This window comes from Nocardia blacklockiae, assembly GCF_015477355.1.
Taxonomy (GTDB): domain Bacteria; phylum Actinomycetota; class Actinomycetes; order Mycobacteriales; family Mycobacteriaceae; genus Nocardia; species Nocardia blacklockiae.
In genome coordinates, this window is record NZ_JADLRJ010000007.1 from 298787 (window position 1) to 316987 (window position 18201).

At 69.7% G+C, this 18201-nt stretch carries 13 protein-coding genes; 8 read left to right on the forward strand and 5 right to left on the reverse strand.

Annotated features, from left to right (window positions below; genetic code table 11):
- Window positions 1–355: 355 nt before the first annotated feature.
- A complete protein-coding gene (gene coaE, locus IU476_RS22870; RefSeq protein WP_195103226.1) occupies window positions 356–1531 on the forward strand; it encodes a dephospho-CoA kinase in 1176 nt (391 codons plus the stop codon).
- Between the two features lie 3 nt (window positions 1532–1534).
- On the opposite strand, the gene IU476_RS22875 is transcribed toward coaE, so the two are convergent.
- On the reverse strand, window positions 1535–2059 hold the full coding sequence (locus IU476_RS22875) for a ribonuclease FAU-1 family protein (RefSeq protein WP_195103227.1): 525 nt from the start codon (window positions 2057–2059) through the stop codon (window positions 1535–1537).
- A 114-nt stretch (window positions 2060–2173) separates the two neighbouring features.
- Complete coding sequence (locus IU476_RS22880; RefSeq protein ID WP_228824107.1) at window positions 2174–2743, reverse strand: DUF402 domain-containing protein; 570 nt, start codon at window positions 2741–2743, stop codon at window positions 2174–2176.
- An 868-nt stretch (window positions 2744–3611) separates the two neighbouring features.
- On the opposite strand from IU476_RS22880, the gene uvrB reads away from it, so the two are divergent.
- Complete coding sequence (uvrB, locus tag IU476_RS22885; RefSeq protein ID WP_195103228.1) at window positions 3612–5783, forward strand: excinuclease ABC subunit UvrB; 2172 nt, start codon at window positions 3612–3614, stop codon at window positions 5781–5783.
- Window positions 5784–5785: 2 nt separating this feature from the next.
- On the opposite strand, the gene IU476_RS22890 is transcribed toward uvrB, so the two are convergent.
- Window positions 5786–6256: a VOC family protein gene (locus tag IU476_RS22890; protein ID WP_195103229.1), complete on the reverse strand. Its 471-nt coding sequence runs from the start codon at window positions 6254–6256 to the stop codon at window positions 5786–5788.
- A gap of 65 nt (window positions 6257–6321) precedes the next feature.
- Between IU476_RS22890 and IU476_RS22895 the strand changes: the two genes are divergently transcribed.
- From IU476_RS22895 to IU476_RS22905, 3 genes are all read left to right on the forward strand, one after another.
- Window positions 6322–7230 (forward strand): helix-turn-helix transcriptional regulator, encoded by a 909-nt coding sequence (locus IU476_RS22895; RefSeq protein WP_195103230.1) that lies wholly within the window; start codon window positions 6322–6324, stop codon window positions 7228–7230.
- Window positions 7231–7347: 117 nt separating this feature from the next.
- Window positions 7348–7764, forward strand: a complete 417-nt coding sequence (locus IU476_RS22900) for a DoxX family membrane protein (protein ID WP_195103231.1) — start codon at window positions 7348–7350, stop codon at window positions 7762–7764.
- 426 nt (window positions 7765–8190) lie between these two features.
- Entirely contained in the window at window positions 8191–8643 is a 453-nt protein-coding gene (locus tag IU476_RS22905) for a universal stress protein (RefSeq protein WP_195103232.1), read from the forward strand.
- A gap of 134 nt (window positions 8644–8777) precedes the next feature.
- Here the strand turns inward: IU476_RS22905 and IU476_RS22910 are convergent, their stop codons facing one another.
- Together IU476_RS22910 and IU476_RS22915 are read right to left on the reverse strand one after the other, a co-directional pair.
- Window positions 8778–11090: a HelD family protein gene (locus tag IU476_RS22910; RefSeq protein WP_195103233.1), complete on the reverse strand. Its 2313-nt coding sequence runs from the start codon at window positions 11088–11090 to the stop codon at window positions 8778–8780.
- Between the two features lie 156 nt (window positions 11091–11246).
- The gene (locus IU476_RS22915) at window positions 11247–12626 is read right to left on the reverse strand and encodes a diguanylate cyclase domain-containing protein (protein ID WP_324194205.1); all 1380 of its coding nucleotides are present in this window, start codon (window positions 12624–12626) and stop codon (window positions 11247–11249) included.
- 220 nt (window positions 12627–12846) lie between these two features.
- Here IU476_RS22915 and IU476_RS22920 point away from each other — a divergent pair, with 220 nt between their 5' ends.
- From IU476_RS22920 to uvrA, 3 genes are all read left to right on the forward strand, one after another.
- Entirely contained in the window at window positions 12847–13989 is a 1143-nt protein-coding gene (locus tag IU476_RS22920; protein WP_195103234.1) for a beta-ketoacyl synthase N-terminal-like domain-containing protein, read from the forward strand.
- Window positions 13990–14083: 94 nt separating this feature from the next.
- Window positions 14084–14911, forward strand: coding sequence for a hypothetical protein (locus IU476_RS22925; protein ID WP_195103235.1), 828 nt, complete (start codon window positions 14084–14086; stop codon window positions 14909–14911).
- A gap of 247 nt (window positions 14912–15158) precedes the next feature.
- Window positions 15159–18137, forward strand: coding sequence for an excinuclease ABC subunit UvrA (gene uvrA / locus IU476_RS22930; RefSeq protein WP_195103237.1), 2979 nt, complete (start codon window positions 15159–15161; stop codon window positions 18135–18137).
- Window positions 18138–18201: the final 64 nt, after the last annotated feature.

Consider the following 18201-nt stretch of genomic DNA (forward strand, 5'->3'; position numbering starts at 1 on the left):
AGCCGGTGGCGACCCGTCTGGATGTTTCTGGTGCGCAATGGTGTTCCTTTGCTTGCTTTGGTACGGCCTGGATCGCCTGCCGCGAAACAGTAGCGGAACTAAAGTGTGTGGCCGCGTATTTTGCGCGACTTTCGTCCCGGCGTGTCGGAAAGTTGCCGACCGCAGGTCCGGATCCGATGGAAAAAGTTGCGAATTGATATCGCCGCCATCACGGATTGAGAAATTTGCCGGTGCCGAGGTGAGAGATTTCGGCGCGCTGGGTAATAAGCCGGACCGAACGCGGTTTCCCGCTTCGGGAAGTCGCGCCGGCGGACCACCGGATGCCCGGTCGGCGGCCGGATGCGAGACTGAGCGAATGTTGCGTATCGGTCTCACCGGAGGCATGGGAGCGGGTAAGTCGACGGCGGCGCGGCGGCTGGTCGAGCTGGGCGCCGTCCTGATCGACAGCGACGCGATCGCCCGCGAGGTGGTCGCTCCGGGGACCGAGGGGCTCACGGCGCTGGTGGCGGCGTTCGGCCCGGACATTCTGGCAGCCGACGGCAGTCTGGATCGTCCCGCGCTGGCCGCGAAGGCGTTCGCCGACGACGAGTCCCGGCAGACCTTGAACGGCATCACGCATCCGCTCGTGGGCCGGCGCACCGCCGAGTTGATCGCCGCCGCGCCCGCGGACGCGATCGTGGTCCAGGACGTGCCGCTGCTGGTCGAGAACGGGCTCGGCGCGGTGATGAACCTGGTCGTGGTGGTGCTGGCCGACGTGGAGACCCGGGTGCACCGGCTCGAGCAGTTCCGGGGCATCTCGCGCGACGACGCGCTGGCCCGGATCAAGACCCAGGCCACCGACGAACAGCGCCGCGCCGCCGCGGATGTGCTGCTGGACAACAACTCCGGGGCCGCGGAACTCGAGCGGCAGGTGGACGCGCTGTGGGAACACCGGCTGGTGCCGTTCGAGCGGAACCTGCGCGCCCGGACGTGGTCGCCGCGGGGCGAGGTGCGGCTGGTCGGGCCGGATCCGACGTGGGCGGCGCAGGCGCAGCGGCTGATCGCGCGCCTCGCAGTGGCCTGCGGCGCGGCCGCCCGGCGCATAGACCACATCGGCTCGACCGCGGTGCCGGACCTGCCCGCCAAGGACGTGCTCGACATTCAGGTGACCGTCGCCGATCTCGATGCCGCCGACGGCCTGCGCGAGGCGCTGGAGTCCGCGGGCTTCCCGCGCACCGAGTACACCGCCGACGATCCCAAGCCGGGCACCGATTTGGCGGTGTGGGGCAAGCGGGTTCACGTCAACGCCGATCCGGGCCGTCCGGCGAATGTGCACCTGCGTGTCGACGGGTGGCCGAATCAGCGCTGGGCGCTGGCCTTCCGCGATTGGCTGCGGGCCGACGCGGCGGCGCGGGAGGAGTATCTGGCGGTGAAGCAGAAGGCGGCGGCCGCCGCGGCCGGGCTCACGGGCGAGCCGGCCGTGCAGGCCTATCTCGACGTGAAGACGCCTTGGTTCGACGAGGTGTATCCGCGGGTGCTCGCGGCGGAGTGAGCGCTACCGCCAGCTGAGGCGGATGTCCAGCGAGCGCAGCCAGCGCTCGAAATCGTAACCGTGGCTCGCGATCCCGTCGATCGCGGCGAGGGCGGTCTCGACGGCGCGCTGCGCGGCGGGCAGGTCCAGATAGCCCGCCGCGTGCGCGGCCAGGAGTTCGTCGATGTCGAGCAGTTCGGCGTCGCGGCCGGTGCGCACCACGATGTCGAGGTAGTGGTCGACCGATTTCCAGGTGCCCGCGTCGACCGGGCCGAATTCGCCGATGTCGAGGTAGTAGTCCTGGTCGCGCTCGTGGTCCGGGTGGTAGTGGAAGACCGTGGCGCGCAACGACACTCGCGGCAGCAGCCACGACTCCAGGTAGTGGAACTGCGGATGGTCGGCGGTGCGGGCCATGTACAGCCCCCACGGCTCCTCGTGGTACCGCTCGACCGGCCGCACGAAACCCTTCGGATCGGTGTTGGTCAGCGCGGCGAGGTCGAAGTACTCGACCTTGGGCCGGTGCAGATCCACGACTGGGGCCTCGGACACGGTTCGAATTTACCGCCCGATCGCTCGGGCCGCGCGGTGACGCCCGATCCGGCGCGGAGCGAGCGCCGCCGGGACTCCGCGGCGGGCCCGGCCGGAGCCGGGTCCGCCGACGGCTCACAGCCAGGTCAGCGTGATGCCGCGGGAGGCCAGCCAGTGCCCGAAGTTGTGGTCGTGCGAGGCGATTCCGTCGACCACCGCGGTGGCGTGCTCGAAGGCGTGCTGGGCGGTAGCGGCATCGACGAACCCGGCGGCGTGCGCGGCGAACAGGTCCTCGACGCCGCGCAGCTCGCAGGTGCGGCCGTTGCGGGACTCGATGTCGAGATAGTGGTAGACCGCCCGCCACCGCTTCGGCTCGATGCGCGCGAACTCGCCGATGTGGATGTGGTAGAGCGGGTTGCGGTCGTGCGCGGCGTTGACGTGGTTCATGCTCACCCGCAGCGAGAGCTGCGGCAGCAGCCACGTCTCGGTGTAGCGGTCCGGCGGGGCGTCGGCGGCGCGCACCAGGTAGAGGCCCCACGGTTCGGCGTGGTAGTGCTCGACCGAATGGACGAAGCCGCGGGCATCGGTTTTGGTGAGGTCGGCCAGGTCGAAATACTCGGTGTGCGGCCGATGCGGCGGTCTCGAAGGGGCAGGGGACGGGTCGGAGTTGTTTCCGGGGGTGCTGCTGCGGTGTCTGAACTGCATGGGTGCAACTCCGTTGAGCGCGGTGGAGCGCCGGTCCCGGACATGGTCCGCGACGGCGTTGCTCGCGGGCATTGCGACGCGTGAGGGAAGGAAACCGGCCATGACACTGCCCTTCTCGACTGTCGGACCGGATCAGATTACACCCGGGCAACCTCGCGTGGCGGGTCGTGAACAGACCGGAATTCTCCTGTCACGCTATCGCCATCATCGTTGAGCTCCCTTGCGGCACCGGACATTTCGGACATACCTCTGTTGTGAAGCGGCGGTGCGTGGATGTTGCCCGGCCGGTGCCGCGGAGTCGCAGCAAACCCGCTGGGGCGCGGGGTGGGAGAGGGGTGGTGGGATGGCCGGAAGTGGTAGGCGCGGGGCATGTTATCGCTCAGCGTGTCGGGAAAGTATTGCCCGGCAACAACTTTGCGGTGCCGCAGCGGTTCGCATCATTTAGTCGCCGGTGTGCGGCACGCTTGCGGGTGCTCGATGAAGTTGGTCTTGAAGGCTCGGAAACCACTGTGAGACAGCAGGTTCGGATCATGGGGACGTGGACTTCGGGAAGTCTGTGCCGTCGACTCGACGGCGTCGCGGCGGGGCGACCGTGGCGCGGCCCGGCCTGCGGTCGGCTTCCCGGCGGGCTCCGGCGGTGCGGGTGTGTTGCGGGACGGTTGCGGTGCTGCCGTCCGGGCCGCCGCCGGGGCGTGCGACCGGCCGCGAATACTCCCGGTCCCAGGCCGTGGACGAGAGGGATTCGTCACGGCCGATCCACGCCTGAGGCCAGCGTGTCGGCGGGATGAGAGCGGGACCGGGGGTGCGCGGCCCGTGGCGTGCGTCGCAGCGGTGTTTGTTGTCGGTGCCTCGTCCTAGTCTGGTAACCATGGCTTTCGCAACCGAGGTCCCCGCCGAGGGCAACACACCGCTGGCGCATTCGGAGTTCCGGCCCATCGGTGAGATCGAGCGTGCCGACGGCCGGTTCCAGGTGGTCAGCGACTATCGGCCGGCGGGCGACCAGCCGGCCGCCATCGACGAGCTGGAACGCCGGCTGAACGCGGGGGAGCGGGACGTGGTGCTGCTGGGCGCCACCGGCACCGGCAAGTCCGCCACCGCGGCCTGGCTCATCGAGCGGGCGCAGCGCCCCACGCTGCTGATGGCGCCCAACAAGACGCTGGCCGCGCAGCTGGCCAACGAGCTGCGCGAGATGCTGCCGAACAACGCCGTCGAGTACTTCGTCTCGTACTACGACTACTACCAGCCCGAGGCGTACATCGCGCAGACCGATACCTACATCGAGAAGGACAGCTCGATCAACGACGACGTCGAGCGCCTGCGCCATTCGGCCACCCAGAACCTGCTGTCCCGGCGCGACGTGGTGGTCGTGGCGTCGGTGTCGTGCATCTACGGCCTGGGCACGCCGCAGTCCTACCTCGATCGCTCCGTCCAGCTCGAGGTCGGCGGCGAGGTCGACCGGGACCGGCTGCTGCGCCTGCTGGTCGATGTCCAATACACCCGCAACGACCTGGCCTTCACCCGCGGCACCTTCCGCGTGCGCGGCGACACGGTCGAGATCATCCCGTCCTACGAGGAGCTCGCGGTCCGCATCGAGTTCTTCGGCGACGAGATCGAGGCGCTGTACTACCTGCACCCGCTGACCGGAGACGTGGTCCGCCGCGTAGACAAGTTGCGCATCTTCCCCGCCACGCACTACGTCGCAGGCCCGGAGCGGATGGAGCGCGCGGTCCGCGACATCGAGACCGAACTCGAGGAGCGCCTGGCCGACCTGGAACGCCAGGGCAAACTGCTCGAGGCGCAGCGCCTGCGCATGCGCACCCAGTACGACCTGGAGATGATCCGCCAGGTCGGGTTCTGCTCCGGCATCGAGAACTACTCGCGCCACATCGACGGCCGCCCGGCGGGTTCGGCCCCGGCCACCCTGCTCGACTACTTCCCCGACGATTTCCTGCTGATCATCGACGAGTCGCACGTGACGGTGCCGCAGATCGGCGGCATGTACGAGGGCGACATGTCGCGCAAGCGCAACCTCGTCGAATACGGCTTCCGGCTGCCCTCGGCCGTCGACAACCGGCCGCTGACGTGGGAGGAATTCGCCGACCGCATCGGCCAGACCATCTACATGTCCGCCACCCCGGGCCCGTACGAGCTCGGCCAGACCGGCGGCGAGTTCGTCGAGCAGGTCATCCGCCCGACCGGCCTGGTGGACCCGCAGGTCGTGGTCAAGCCCACCAAGGGCCAGATCGACGACCTGGTCGGCGAGATCCGCCAGCGCACCGAGAAGGACGAGCGCGTCCTGGTCACCACGCTGACCAAGAAGATGGCCGAGGACCTCACCGACTATCTGCTCGGCATGGGCGTGCGGGTGCGGTACCTGCATTCGGAGATCGACACGCTGCGCCGCGTGGAACTGCTGCGGCAGCTGCGCCTGGGCGAGTACGACGTGCTGGTCGGCATCAACCTGCTGCGCGAGGGCCTGGACCTGCCCGAGGTGTCGCTGGTGGCGATTCTCGACGCCGACAAGGAAGGCTTCCTGCGCAGCTCCACCAGCCTCATCCAGACCATCGGCCGCGCGGCGCGCAACGTCTCCGGCGAGGTCCACATGTACGCCGACAAGATCACCGACTCGATGCGCCAGGCCATCGACGAGACCGAACGCCGCCGCGCCAAGCAGATCGCCTACAACGAGGCCAACGGCATCGAGCCGACGGCGCTGCGCAAGAAGATCGCCGACATCCTCGACCAGGTCTACCGGGAGGCCGACGAGACCGAGGTCGAGGTCGGCGGCTCCGGCCGCAACGCCAGCCGCGGCCGGCGCGCCCAGGGCGAACCCGGCCGCGCCGTCAGCGCCGGCGTCTACGAGGGCCGCGACATCAAGAGCATGCCGCGCGCCGAACTCGCCGACCTGGTCAAGGAGATGACCGACCAGATGATGAACGCGGCCCGCGAGCTGCAGTTCGAGCTGGCCGGCCGGCTCCGCGACGAGATCGCCGACCTGAAGAAGGAACTGCGCGGCATGGACGCGGCCGGGCTGAAATGAGTTCAGGCCTGGCTCGCCATCCATTCGTTCACGCGGCGCTCGGCCTCCTCGCGCGGGACGTCCTCGACGCGGGTCATGCACACCCAGCGGTGCCCGAACGGATCGATGACCGCGCCGTAGCGGTCGCCGGTCACGAAGGTCTGCGGGTCGTCGACGCTGTGGGCGCCGTGCTCGCGGGCGCGCGCGGCCACCAGATCCACGTCGTCGCAGTAGTGCACGATGCTGGTGTGCACCCACTCGCCGTTCGGCGCGCGCACGCCGTGCTCCGGGACGGGCAGGCCGACCTGGACGGTGGAGTCGCCGATCTTCAACTCGGCGTGCGCGGGCTGCCCGTCGGGCAGATCGTTGCGGCTGATCACCTCGGCGCCGAAGACGGCGCAGTAGAACTCGATGGCCTTGTTGCCGTCCGGGACGGCCAGGAAGCAGGTGATGGAGTGGTAGCCCTCGGGAATCGGTTGCACTGTGTTCGTCATGACCCCCACTCTCGTCGCCCGTCCGGCGCGGATCTTGTAAGAACGCGACAGCCCGGGGCACGCGCATGACCGAACCGCCCGTCCGCGCCGAAAGCCCTGTGCCGGAACGTATTCGGGTCCCGCCGCCGGAGGTCACCAAGGGCATCCTGCATCCGCGCGAACAGGAGCGGCACCGCACGCTGGTGCGGATGCCGACCGGGCCGCGCACGTCCACCTTCGCCGAGTGGTACTGGTCGGTGCGGTGGGATCTGCGCGGCCGTCCGGCGTACGTGGCCGAGGTGCTGCCGTTCCCGTGCGTCAACGTCACCTTCGAGCGCAGCCACACCCGGTCCGGCGGCTGGGTCAACGGCGTGTGCACCACCAAGTACACCCGCGAACTCGCCGGCGTGGGGGAGACATTCGCGCTGAAGTTCCGGGTCGGCGGGTTCGGCGCGTTCACCGGGCTCGAGGTCGGCGCGCTGCGCGACCGCGCGGTGGAGCTCACCGAGGTCCTGCCCGAGGCCGCCGGGCTGACCGAGCGGGTCCTGTCCGAGCCCGCCGACGAGCGGCGCCGCGATCTGGTCGAGGACTTCTTCGCCGGGGTCGCCCGGCACGGCCCCGCCGACGAGTCCTACCGCGCGGTGCTGCGCATCGTCGCGGAGATGGAGGCCGACCGCGGACTGACCAGGGTCGAGCAGGTGACCGAGCGCTTCGGCGTGCCGACCCGCACCCTGCAGCGGTTGTTCCGCCGGTACGTGGGCGCGGGCCCGAAGTGGGTGCTGCGCCGGTTCCGCCTGCAGGACGGCGCGCAGCTGCTCGCCGACGGCCGCGTCGACGACCTGGCCGCGCTCGCACTCAAGCTGGGCTACTTCGACCAGCCGCATTTCTGCCGCGAGTTCACCCGGGAGGTCGGAATGGCGCCGCTGGAATACGCGCGTACCTCATTACTCTCACACCAGCAGACCGGATCGGGTCAGCCGGCCACTATCGGGTAGTCGGCACGGGTGGCCGGGAATACCCGGTCGGGCAAGTAGTTGAATGCTGTATTACCAGCTCGGCAGGCGACCTGCCGTTCGGCCTCGCCGCCCTGCCGACAACCAGAGGAGTTGGCAATGAGCGTTCTGGTGTTGATCGGACGGATTCTCTTCGTCGTGTTGTTCCTGATGTCCGCGGTCGGACATCTCACCCAGGCCGACGGGATGGCCGGGTACGCCCAGAGCAAGGGCGTGCCGGCGGCCAAGCTGGCGGTGCAGGCCTCGGGTGTGCTGCAACTGCTCGGCGGGCTGAGCATCCTGCTCGGAATCTGGGCGGATCTCGGCGCGCTGCTGTTGCTCATCTTCCTCGTGCCGACCGCCGTGCTGATGCATCCGTTCTGGAAGGAAACCGACGCGCAGGCCAAGCAGACCGAGATGATCCAATTCAACAAGGATCTGGCACTCGCCGGCGCGGCACTGATGTTGTTCGCCTTCTTCGCGCACGTATCCGATCTCGGATTGACGATCACCGGACCGCTTTTCCGGCTCGGCTGATCGGCCGGCGGTGCTATTCGTGGCAATAGTCGGGATTTCCCGGCGAACTACCAGCGGCGGCCGCGACAGCGCAATTGTGAATCGTCACCAACCGGCCCCGACCTGCGCCGGGGCCGGGTGTGGTGGCCCGGCCGCGCCGCCGAATTTCGGCGCTGTGACGAAAATCCCAGGGGCACAAGACCGTTCGGTCCGTGTCGAGGATCATGCCGGGCCGCGCAATACCGGAATCGCCGCTGGTGGTGTGGGTCCTTTCCGGCATCCGGCAGGCGAATGTGTGCCGCGCGTTACTCGGCACGCGAGTGTGATGTGTTGCGATTTCGGATATTTCCGGCCTGGCACCGGTTATCGTCTAGCGCAGTTGCCGCGCGGCGCCCGCACTCCCGGGCGAAACGCGCCGCATCCGACCCGTTGCAGTTTGGAGGAGAGATGACCGCCTACCGGTCCATTGTCGTCGGTACCGATGGCTCGGACTCGTCGTACGTCGCCGTCGAGAAGGCCGCCGCACTGGCCGGCGACGCGGGCGCCACGCTGTACGTCGCCTGCGCGTACTACCCGACCGACGACCGCGACGTCGCCGCCGCGGCCGACGTGCTCAAGGACGAGGCCTACCAGGTGCGCGGCTCCGCGCCCACCAACGAGATCCTGCGGGTGGCACGGGACAAGGCCGCCGCGGCCGGCGCCACCAACATCGTCGAGAAGGCCATCGTCGGCGAGCCCGTCGAGGGCCTGCTGTCGCTGGCGAAGGAGGTGGAGGCCGACCTGCTGGTTGTCGGCAACCGCGGCCTCAACACCCTGACCGGCCGCCTGCTCGGCTCGGTGCCCTCCGACGTCGCCCGCAAATCCCGCACCGACGTGCTGATCGTGCACACGGTGCGCTGAGCGCAACAGCCCTCGTCCGTGCCGTCCCGCCTGCCAGGGTGGGGCGGCACGGTCGTTTCCGGGAATGCCCGCACGCCCCACACCATGTCGCCTCGGTGGGTGGGTGGGTGGGTGCCGGGATGCCGAAAGGCTGCTCAGCCAGCGTCTTTCAAGCGGCTCAGGACGTCCGGCAGGTCGGTGGTGTGGACGACCGAGAGGCGCTGGGTGGCGCGGGTGAGGGCGACGTAGAGGTCGTTGTGGCCGCGGGGGGACTCGTCGAGCACCGCCTGGGGCTCGACCAGGATGACCGCGTCGAACTCCAGGCCCTTGGCCTCGGTCACGGTGAGCACGCGCACGGAATCGCCCGCCAGGGCGGCGTAGTCGTCGACCCGGTCGTGCGGTGTCAGCACGGCGGTGAGGCCGGGGCGCGCGGCCTCCTCGGCGACCAGCCGGGTCACCGTGTCCACCGCCTCGTCCGCGCTCACCCGGAAAGCCTGTGGCGGGCAGCCGGATTCGCGCACCGAGCGGGGCGCCGCCGTGCCGGGGTCGATGGCCGCGAGCACGTCGGCGGCCACCGCCATGATCTCCGCGGGGGTGCGGTAGTTGACGGTCAGCTCGGTCAGCTTCCACCGCTTGGCCACGTACGGCTCCAGCATGCGCTGCCACGACGACGCCCCGGCCGGATCGCCGGTCTGCGCGACGTCGCCGACCACCGTGACCCAGCGGTTCGGGATGCGGCGCATGACCATTCGCCACGCCATCTCCGACAGTTCCTGGGCCTCGTCGACGATCACGTGCCCGTAGGTCCAGGTGCGGTCGCCCGCGGCGCGTTCGGCGGTGGTCTGGCGGGTGCCGACGTTCTGGCGCTCGGCCAGCTGGCTCGCGTCGATCAGGTCGTAGGCCATCAGGATCTCGGGGTCCAGCTCGTCCTCCAGATCCTGTGGCGCCGAACCGGTCAGGATGTCGAGGGCGTCCTGGGCCTCGGCGAGCTGAGCCCGCCAGCGACGGCGCGACCGCTCGCGCTCCTCGGCGTCGTCGACGCCCAGCAGTTCGGCGAGTTCGTCGAGCAGCGGGGCGTCGGCGGCGCTGAAGCGGCCGTCGTCGGGCCGGTACAGCTCCTTGCGGTCCTCGGGGGAGAGGTCGCCGGCGGCCCGGGCCAGCCGGTCGGGGTCGGCCCACAGGCCGGCCAGCACCTCCTGCGGCGACAGCACCGGCCACAGCGCGGCGATCTCGCGCTGGATGTCGGCGTCGGCGCGCATCTCGTCGCGGATTTCGGTGAGATCGGCCTGGCTCAACAAATTCCGGCCGCCGGTCAGGTCGCGGCCCAGCACCTGCGCCAGCTGATCGGTGAGCGCGTCGACCACCGACGCCGCGAAGATCGGCCTGGCCAGGTTGTGCGGGCGGCGCGAGGAGCGGGCGCGGCCGCGGGCCTTGGTGACGATCTTGCGGTCCAGGGTCAGGTCGTAGCCGTCGAAGCTCAGCCGGATCGGCTCCCGCGGGACCTGCTGCCGGTCCCGCACGCCCTTCTTCAAAATCTCGAGCATGTCCAGCGAGCCCTTCAGCTCACCCGCCCGCAGCGAATCGTGCAGTGCCGCTTTCACTCCCGGGTACAGGTCGCCGATCGTGGACAGCAGCACCCCGGTCTCGCCCAGCGACGGCAGCACCTGGCCGATGTAGTCGAGGAAGGTGGTGTTCGGGCCGATGATCAGCACGCCGGCCTTGTCCAGCTGCTGGCGGTAGGTGTACAGCAGGTAGGCCGCGCGGTGCAGCGCCACCGCCGTCTTGCCGGTGCCCGGCCCGCCCTGCACCACCAGCACGCTCTTGTGCTCGGAGCGGATGATGGCGTCCTGCTCGCTCTGGATGGTCTCGACGATGTCGCTCATGTGCCCGGTGCGGGCGGCGTTGAGCGCGGCGAGCAGCGCGCTCTCGCTGCCGACCCCGGTCTCGTCGGAGTCGATCGCGCCGGCCTGCCGCGCGGTCTCCAGATCGAGGTACTCGTCGGTGACGGCGGTGACCTGCCGGTTGCGCGAGCGGATGTGCCGCCGCCGCGTCACGCCGTCCGGTTGCGCGGTGGTCGCCAGATAGAACGGGCGGGCCAGCGGCGCGCGCCAGTCCAGCAGCAGGGTGGCGTAGTCGTCGTCCTCGTCCAGGATGCCGAGGCGGCCGATGTAGCGGTGCTCGCCGGCCTCGCTCTCGGTGTCGGACAGGTCGATCCGGCCGAAGCACAGGCCGTGCTCGGCGGCGTCGTACTTGGCCAGGTCCTCGGTGTAGAGCTGGGTGAAGGACTCGCGCTCGCTGCGTGCCTGCGGCGTGCCGCCGGACTCCAGCAGCACCGTCTTGAGGCGGCGCTGGGCGTAGTCGCGCATCGCGTCCAGCCGCTGGTACAGCAGCGTCAGGTGGTCCTGTTCGCGGGCGAGTTCGGCTGCGCGGTCGGTTGCCGGGCGATCCTCGGTGAGGCGATCGGGCAAGACGTCAACTCCTTGTCACCACGGGCCGGCCGACAGCGGCCGCGCAAAGGAAAACCAGAGTTGTCGAGTCTAGTGGTGGTTCGGCGAGCGCGCCGTAAGCGCAGGTGAGGCATTCCGCACGGGGCGCGGGCGCGACGGGTGTGGTAGCGGCGGCGCTCAGGAGGCGTGCGTGTTGTTCGGCCGCCGCCCCAGCGTGTTGCCCTCGCGGCCGGTGGCCGGCTTGGCGCGGTACATCGCCAGGTCGGCGTCGTGCAGCACGGCTTCCGGGGTGCGCGTGTCGCCCGGGTGCAGCGGCGCGACGCCGATGGAGGCGTCGACGTGGATGCGGTGCCCGCGCGCGATGATCGGCTCGGACATGCTCTGCCGCAGCCGCTTCACCAGCACGTCCAGGTCCTCGGGCTGGGTGTGGCCGGACAGCAGCACCAGAAATTCGTCACCGCCCAGGCGGCCCACCACGTCGTCGTGGCGCAGGCTGCGCTGCAGGCGCTGGGCCACGATCTGTAGCACGGTGTCGCCGATGGCGTGGCCGAGCGTGTCGTTGATGTTCTTGAAGCCGTCCAGATCGATGAACAGCACGGTCGCCACCGGCAGGTCCTCGCTGGTGCCCAGCGCCGCCGCCAGCCGCGACAGCACCAGCGACCGGTTGGCCAGCCCGGTGAGCGGGTCGTGGGTGGCCTGGTACTCCAATTGCCTTCGGCTGGCCCGGAATTCGGTGACATCGTTGAACGACGACACCGCGGGCGAGTCGGGGTCGCCGGGGTTGAGCAGCCGGCTCGAGCCCGACAGCCAGCGGCGCTGCCCGTCGGGGCGGTCCACGCCGAACACGTAGCGGGTGATGGTCTCGCCGGTGGCCAGCGTGCGCGCGATCGGGTGCCGCAGCGGGGGCAACGGCTGGGCGTTGGCGTCGAGCATCGACAGGGGTAAGGCGTCGATGCGCATGCCGACCAGGTCGTCGTTCTCGTGGCCGAAGATGCGCTTGGCGGCGGGATTGACCGATTCGATGCGCCCGTCGCGATCGATCACCACCACGCCCTCCTCCAGCTGCGAGACGACGGTGGTGAAGTGCTGTTCCGCGCGCCGCTGGGCCGCCTCGGCGCGCCGCTGGGCCGTCAGGTCGTGTATCACCACCTGGTAGGCGACGTGGTCCTGCCAGGCGGTGAGTACGGAGACGGTCTCCACGTCGACCTTGCGGCCGTCGCAGCGCATGAGGGTCATCTCCGCGGGATCGGAGGCGTCGCCCGTGGACTCGAGCCGGCCGATTCTTTCCAGCATCGCGGGTATCGACCGAGGGTCGACGAAACGCGTGACCGGCTGTCCGACAAGCTGATCGGTATCCTCGGCAGCAAGTAGCCGCACTATTGCTGGATTGGCAAACACGATGATGCCGCGCTCATGGACCACCACCCCGTCCGGGCTGTGCTCGACGAGGGTCCGATACCGCTGGGCAAGCTGTTCGGCATCCACCGGGTCACCCCGGTCGCCACCCACCTCCACCACACGTACCCCCTGATCATCGAAGACTTGCGTCAATGGCACACGGGATCATTCTGTTGTCCGGCACGTATCAGATCACAGCGCCGACGGTATTGGATCTGTCACAGTTCGGGCACTTCGTCGGGCGCTGATTGGCGATCATTACAGCTACCGGTTTGCTCAGCGATGGCGAATTACTCGCTATCGGGTCCGGGACCGGTGAAGGAGCGATGCGATGCCGAGCACCACCACTCCGCAGCCCGCGGAACAATATCAAGATCATATGACGATTGCCGGGATCGGTGTCGTCAGTGGTTACGGCTGGGGACGGGAAAACCTCTGGCAGGGCCTGTTGAGCGGCAAGCCCGCGGCCCGGCTGTATCCAGGGTACGGCCCCGGCCGCGACGAGCGTGCCTGGGTGGCCCGACTACCCGAGGGCGGCGATCCGGCGGTGAGTCCCAGTCTCTACGCGCGGGCGATGCACGAGGCGGCCCGCGAGGCGATCGCCGACGCCACCGAGCGCGGCTGGCAGCGCGGGCGCACCGTGGGCCTGCTGCACGCGATCGTGCTCGGCGACGTCTACGACTGGCACGACTTCTACACCGTGGACCACGGCCATCGCCGCTCCCGCGACTATCTCCGATTATTACCCTCGACTCCGATCTCGGTGTTGATGCAGGAGTACGGCTTTCACGGTCCGTCGATGAACGTGTCGGCGGCGTGCAGTTCGGCCAACGTCGCGCTGATCACCGCGAAACTGTGGCTGGACCAGGGTTTCGCGGACGACGTGATCTGCGTGACCACCGACCTGTCGGGCAGTCCCGACATGGTCGAGCATTTCGTGCGGATGGGCGCGGCGGTCGCCGACACCGCGCCGCTCGAGGCGTGCCGCCCCTTCCAGGAGGGCAGCCGCGGCTTCAGCTTCGGCGAGGCCTCGGTGGCGTTCGTGGCGACCCGCTCGGCGCGGCGGCCCTACGCCAGTGTGCTCGGCGGGGCCATGAGCAACGACGCCTACCACGTCGTCTCGGTGGAGCCGAGCCTGACGCAGATCTTCGAATGTACCCGGCGCGCACTGGAATTCGCGGGCGTGCGGCCGTCGGACATCGGCTACTACAACGCGCACGGGCCCGGCACCCGCCAATGCGACGTCGCCGAGACCACGCTGGTGCGCGAGCTGTTCGACGACGGCCCGCTGATCTATTCGATCAAGCCGCTGACCGGGCACTGCATGGGCGCGTCGGCCGGGGTGGAGCTGGCCGCGGCGGCGCTGGGCTACGAACGCGGCGTCGTGCCCGCGCCGCCGATCGTCGCCGCCCCGCATCCCAGGCTGATCGACGGCCCGACACCGTTCGAGGGCGGCCTCACCGTGAAGACGGCACTCGGTATGGGCGGGCACAATTCGGTGCTCGTGCTCGGTCCCGCCTGATCGATGCCGGACGGTCGGCCGGGACTTTCGGCTCTGTCGCCGGCCCGCCCGCGGTGGTCTGATGGCGGCGGTGCGCAGGAAAGCGGGAGTCGACGTGGACTCGTTCGAAGCACGGTCCGCCGGAACCGGTCCGGAACCCGTGGTGACCGTGCGCGGGCCGGTGCCCGCGGGCGAGGTGGTCCGCGCGGTGCGCGGCATCGCCCGGGTCCTGCGGGCGCACGCGATCGACTGCGCGCCGCGCGTGCGGCTCACCTGGCCGCGCGAGCCGGGCGCGTTCTCGGTGGTGCAGGCGAATCTGCCGCTGCCCGGCGCGCCCGGGCGGGTACAGGCCTGCGGCCCAGCCGGTTTCGCGGTGACCTTCGCGCTGGAGCGGCTGGACCGCCAGCTGCTCCGGTGGCGGCACGCGCGGCCGCAGTCGTGGCCGGAACCGGTGCGGTCGCCGCTGGCGGGAATCACCGGACCGCGTCCGATCGTGCGCCGCAAGCAGGTGCCGCTGTTCGCGGGCACCTCGCTCGAGGCGGTCCGCTTGCTCGGCGCGATGGACTACGACTGCTGTCTGTTCGCCGACACCGAAACCGGAGTGGACGCGCTGGTGCACCGCGACGGGCCGGCCGGTCTGCGGCTGACCCGGCAGGACGGCGGGGTCGTCGCCGGGCACGGTCCGCGGGGGCTCGCGGTCGACGGCGGGCCGGCGCCGCGCCTGACCGAGGCGCAGGCCGCGGCGCGGTTGTGCCGCGCCGGGTTGCCGTTCCTGTTCTGCACCGATCCCGCGACCCGGCGCGGAATGCTGCTGTATCGGCGCTACGACGGCGACCTCGCGGTGCTCGTGCCGGTGCCGCCGGAACCCGCGGCGCGCGGGCGGGTCCGGCGGCTCGGCAATGTCCGGCACCTCACACCGGCCGCGACCGCCGGCGGCACGTAGTCTGGACGGGTGCGGCCGGTGGTCTGCGGCCGAGCGCTGCGACTCGCCGGTCCGAGACGACCTCCGGCGGGGTGCGCGAGCCGACAGACGCTGTCGCCGCGGCCCGGCCCGCGTCCGGCGGCGACCGCCGAAAATCCCCGGTCACCACGGTGCCCTCCGCTCGGCGAGCAAACTTGTCGGTGGGTGTGCCTAGCATGGCGGCGGGGGCAGTTCTGGATGCCGAAACACGATGGAGAAGGGACGACCTGTGGCGGATCGCCTGACGGTGCGCGGAGCGCGGGAGCACAACCTCAAGGGAGTCGATCTCGACCTCCCCCGCGACAGTCTCATCGTGTTCACGGGCCTGTCCGGGTCCGGCAAGTCGAGCCTGGCCTTCGACACCATCTTCGCCGAGGGCCAGCGCCGCTACGTGGAGTCGCTGTCGGCCTACGCGCGGCAGTTCCTCGGCCAGATGGACAAGCCGGACGTGGATTTCATCGAGGGCCTGTCGCCCGCGGTGTCGATCGACCAGAAGTCCACCAACCGCAACCCGCGCTCCACGGTGGGCACCATCACCGAGGTCTACGACTATCTGCGCCTGCTCTACGCGCGGGCCGGCACCCCGCACTGCCCGGTCTGCGGCGAGCTGATCGCCAAGCAGACCCCGCAGCAGATCGTCGACCAGGTGCTGGAGATGCCCGAGGGCACCCGGTTCCAGGTGCTCGCGCCGGTGGTCCGCACCCGCAAGGGCGAATTCGTCGACCTGTTCGACCAATTGAAGACCCAGGGCTACTCGCGCGTGCGGGTGGACGGCGTGGTGCACCCGCTGACCGAGCCGCCGAAGCTGAAGAAACAGGAGAAGCACGACATCGAGGTGGTGATCGACCGCCTCACCGTCAAGCCGAGTTCCAAACAGCGGCTGACCGATTCGATCGAGACCGCGCTGCGCCTGGCCGACGGCATCGTGGTGCTCGACTTCGTCGACCGCGACGAGCACGCGCACGACCGGGAGCGCCGCTTCTCCGAGAAGCTGGCCTGCCCCAACGGCCACCCGCTGGACATCGAGGACCTCGAGCCCCGCTCCTTCTCGTTCAACTCGCCCTACGGCGCCTGCCCCGACTGCACCGGCCTCGGCATCCGCAAGGAGGTCGACCCCGACCTGGTGGTGCCGGACCCGGAGCTGAGCCTGGCCGGCGGTGCGATCGCGCCGTGGTCGCGCGGCCAGACCGCCGAGTACTTCACCCGGCTGCTGTCCGGCCTGGCCGAATCCATCGGCTTCTCGATGGACACGCCGTGGAATCGCCTGCCCGCCAAGGCCCGCAAGGCCGTGCTGGAGGGCAGCACCGACCAGGTGCACGTCTCCTACACCAACCGCTACGGCCGCAAGCGTTCCTACTACGCCGATTTCGAGGGCGTGATGCCGTTCCTGCAGCGGCGCATGGACAACACCGAGTCCGAGCAGATGAAGGAGCACTACGAGGGCTACATGCGGGACATCCCGTGCCCCGTCTGCCGCGGTGCGCGGCTGCGGCCGGAGATCCTCGCGGTCACACTGAACGCCGAGGGCGGCCGCCGGTCCATCGCCGAGGTGTGCGATTTCTCGATTCGCGACTGTTCGAAGTTCCTGAACTCGCTGGAGCTGGGGGAGCGGGAGGCGGCGATCGCCGGGCAGGTCCTCAAGGAGATCCAGGCGCGCCTGGGCTTCCTGCTGGACGTGGGCCTGGAGTATCTGACGCTGTCGCGCGCGGCGGCCACGCTGTCCGGTGGTGAGGCGCAGCGCATCCGGCTGGCCACACAGATCGGCTCGGGCCTGGTCGGCGTGCTGTACGTGCTGGACGAGCCGTCGATCGGCCTGCACCAGCGCGACAACCGGCGGCTCATCGAAACCCTCTCGCGGCTGCGGGATCTGGGCAACACGCTGATCGTCGTCGAGCACGACGAGGACACCATCCACGCCTCGGACTGGGTGGTCGACATCGGCCCGATGGCCGGCGAGCACGGTGGTCAGGTGGTGTACAGCGGTCCCTACAAGGGTCTGCTCGCCGACCGCAATTCGCTCACCGGCGCCTACCTCGCGGGGCGCGAGCGCATCGAGGTGCCGCTGGTGCGGCGGCCGGTGAACAAGAAGAAGCAGCTCACCGTGGTCGGCGCCAACGAGCACAACCTGCGCGGCATCGATGTGGAGTTCCCGCTCGGCGTGCTGACCGCGGTCACCGGGGTCTCGGGCTCCGGCAAATCGACGCTGGTGAACGACATCCTGGCCACGGTGCTGGCGAACAAGCTCAACGGCGCCCGGCAGGTCCCCGGCCGGCACACCCGGATCAACGGCCTGGACCATCTGGACAAGCTGGTGCAGGTGGACCAGTCGCCGATCGGCCGCACGCCGCGCTCCAACCCGGCCACCTACACCGGCGTGTTCGACAAGATCCGCACCCTGTTCGCGGCGACCACCGAGGCCAAGGTGCGCGGCTACCAGCCGGGCCGGTTCTCGTTCAACGTCAAGGGCGGCCGCTGCGAGGCGTGCTCGGGCGACGGCACGCTGAAGATCGAGATGAACTTCCTGCCCGACGTCTACGTCCCGTGCGAGGTGTGCCACGGCGCCCGGTACAACCGGGAGACCTTGGAGGTCCACTACAAGGGCAAGACCATCGCCGAGGTGCTCGACATGCCCATCGAGGAGGCGGCCGAGTTCTTCGAGCCGGTCACCTCGATCCACCGGTACCTGAAGACCTTGGTCGACGTGGGTCTCGGCTACGTGCGGCTGGGCCAGAGCGCGCCGACGCTGTCGGGCGGCGAGGCGCAGCGCGTGAAGCTGTCCGCCGAGTTGCAGAAGCGTTCCACCGGCCGCACCGTCTACATCCTCGACGAGCCGACCACCGGCCTGCACTTCGAGGACATCCGCAAACTGCTCGGCGTGATCAACGGCCTGGTCGACAAGGGCAACACGGTCATCGTCATCGAGCACAACCTCGATGTCATCAAGACCTCCGACTGGGTGATCGACATGGGCCCCGAGGGCGGTTCCGGCGGCGGCACCGTCATCGCCCAGGGCACCCCGGAAGACGTTGCGGCCGTGCCGGAAAGCTACACCGGCCAGTTCCTCCGCGACGTGCTCTCCGCCACCCCGGAACCTGCCCCGGCGAAGACCACGAAGAAGGCTCCCGCGAAGAAGGCGGCACGCAAGCCCGCCGAGGCCGACCCCAAACGCGCGGCCGCCGCCCGCCGCAAGGCGGCCGCGCTGCGCTGAGCCACTGCCATGGGTGACCCACGTCACTGACCGGACCTGTCAGGGATCGGTGCGCTGTCTCGTT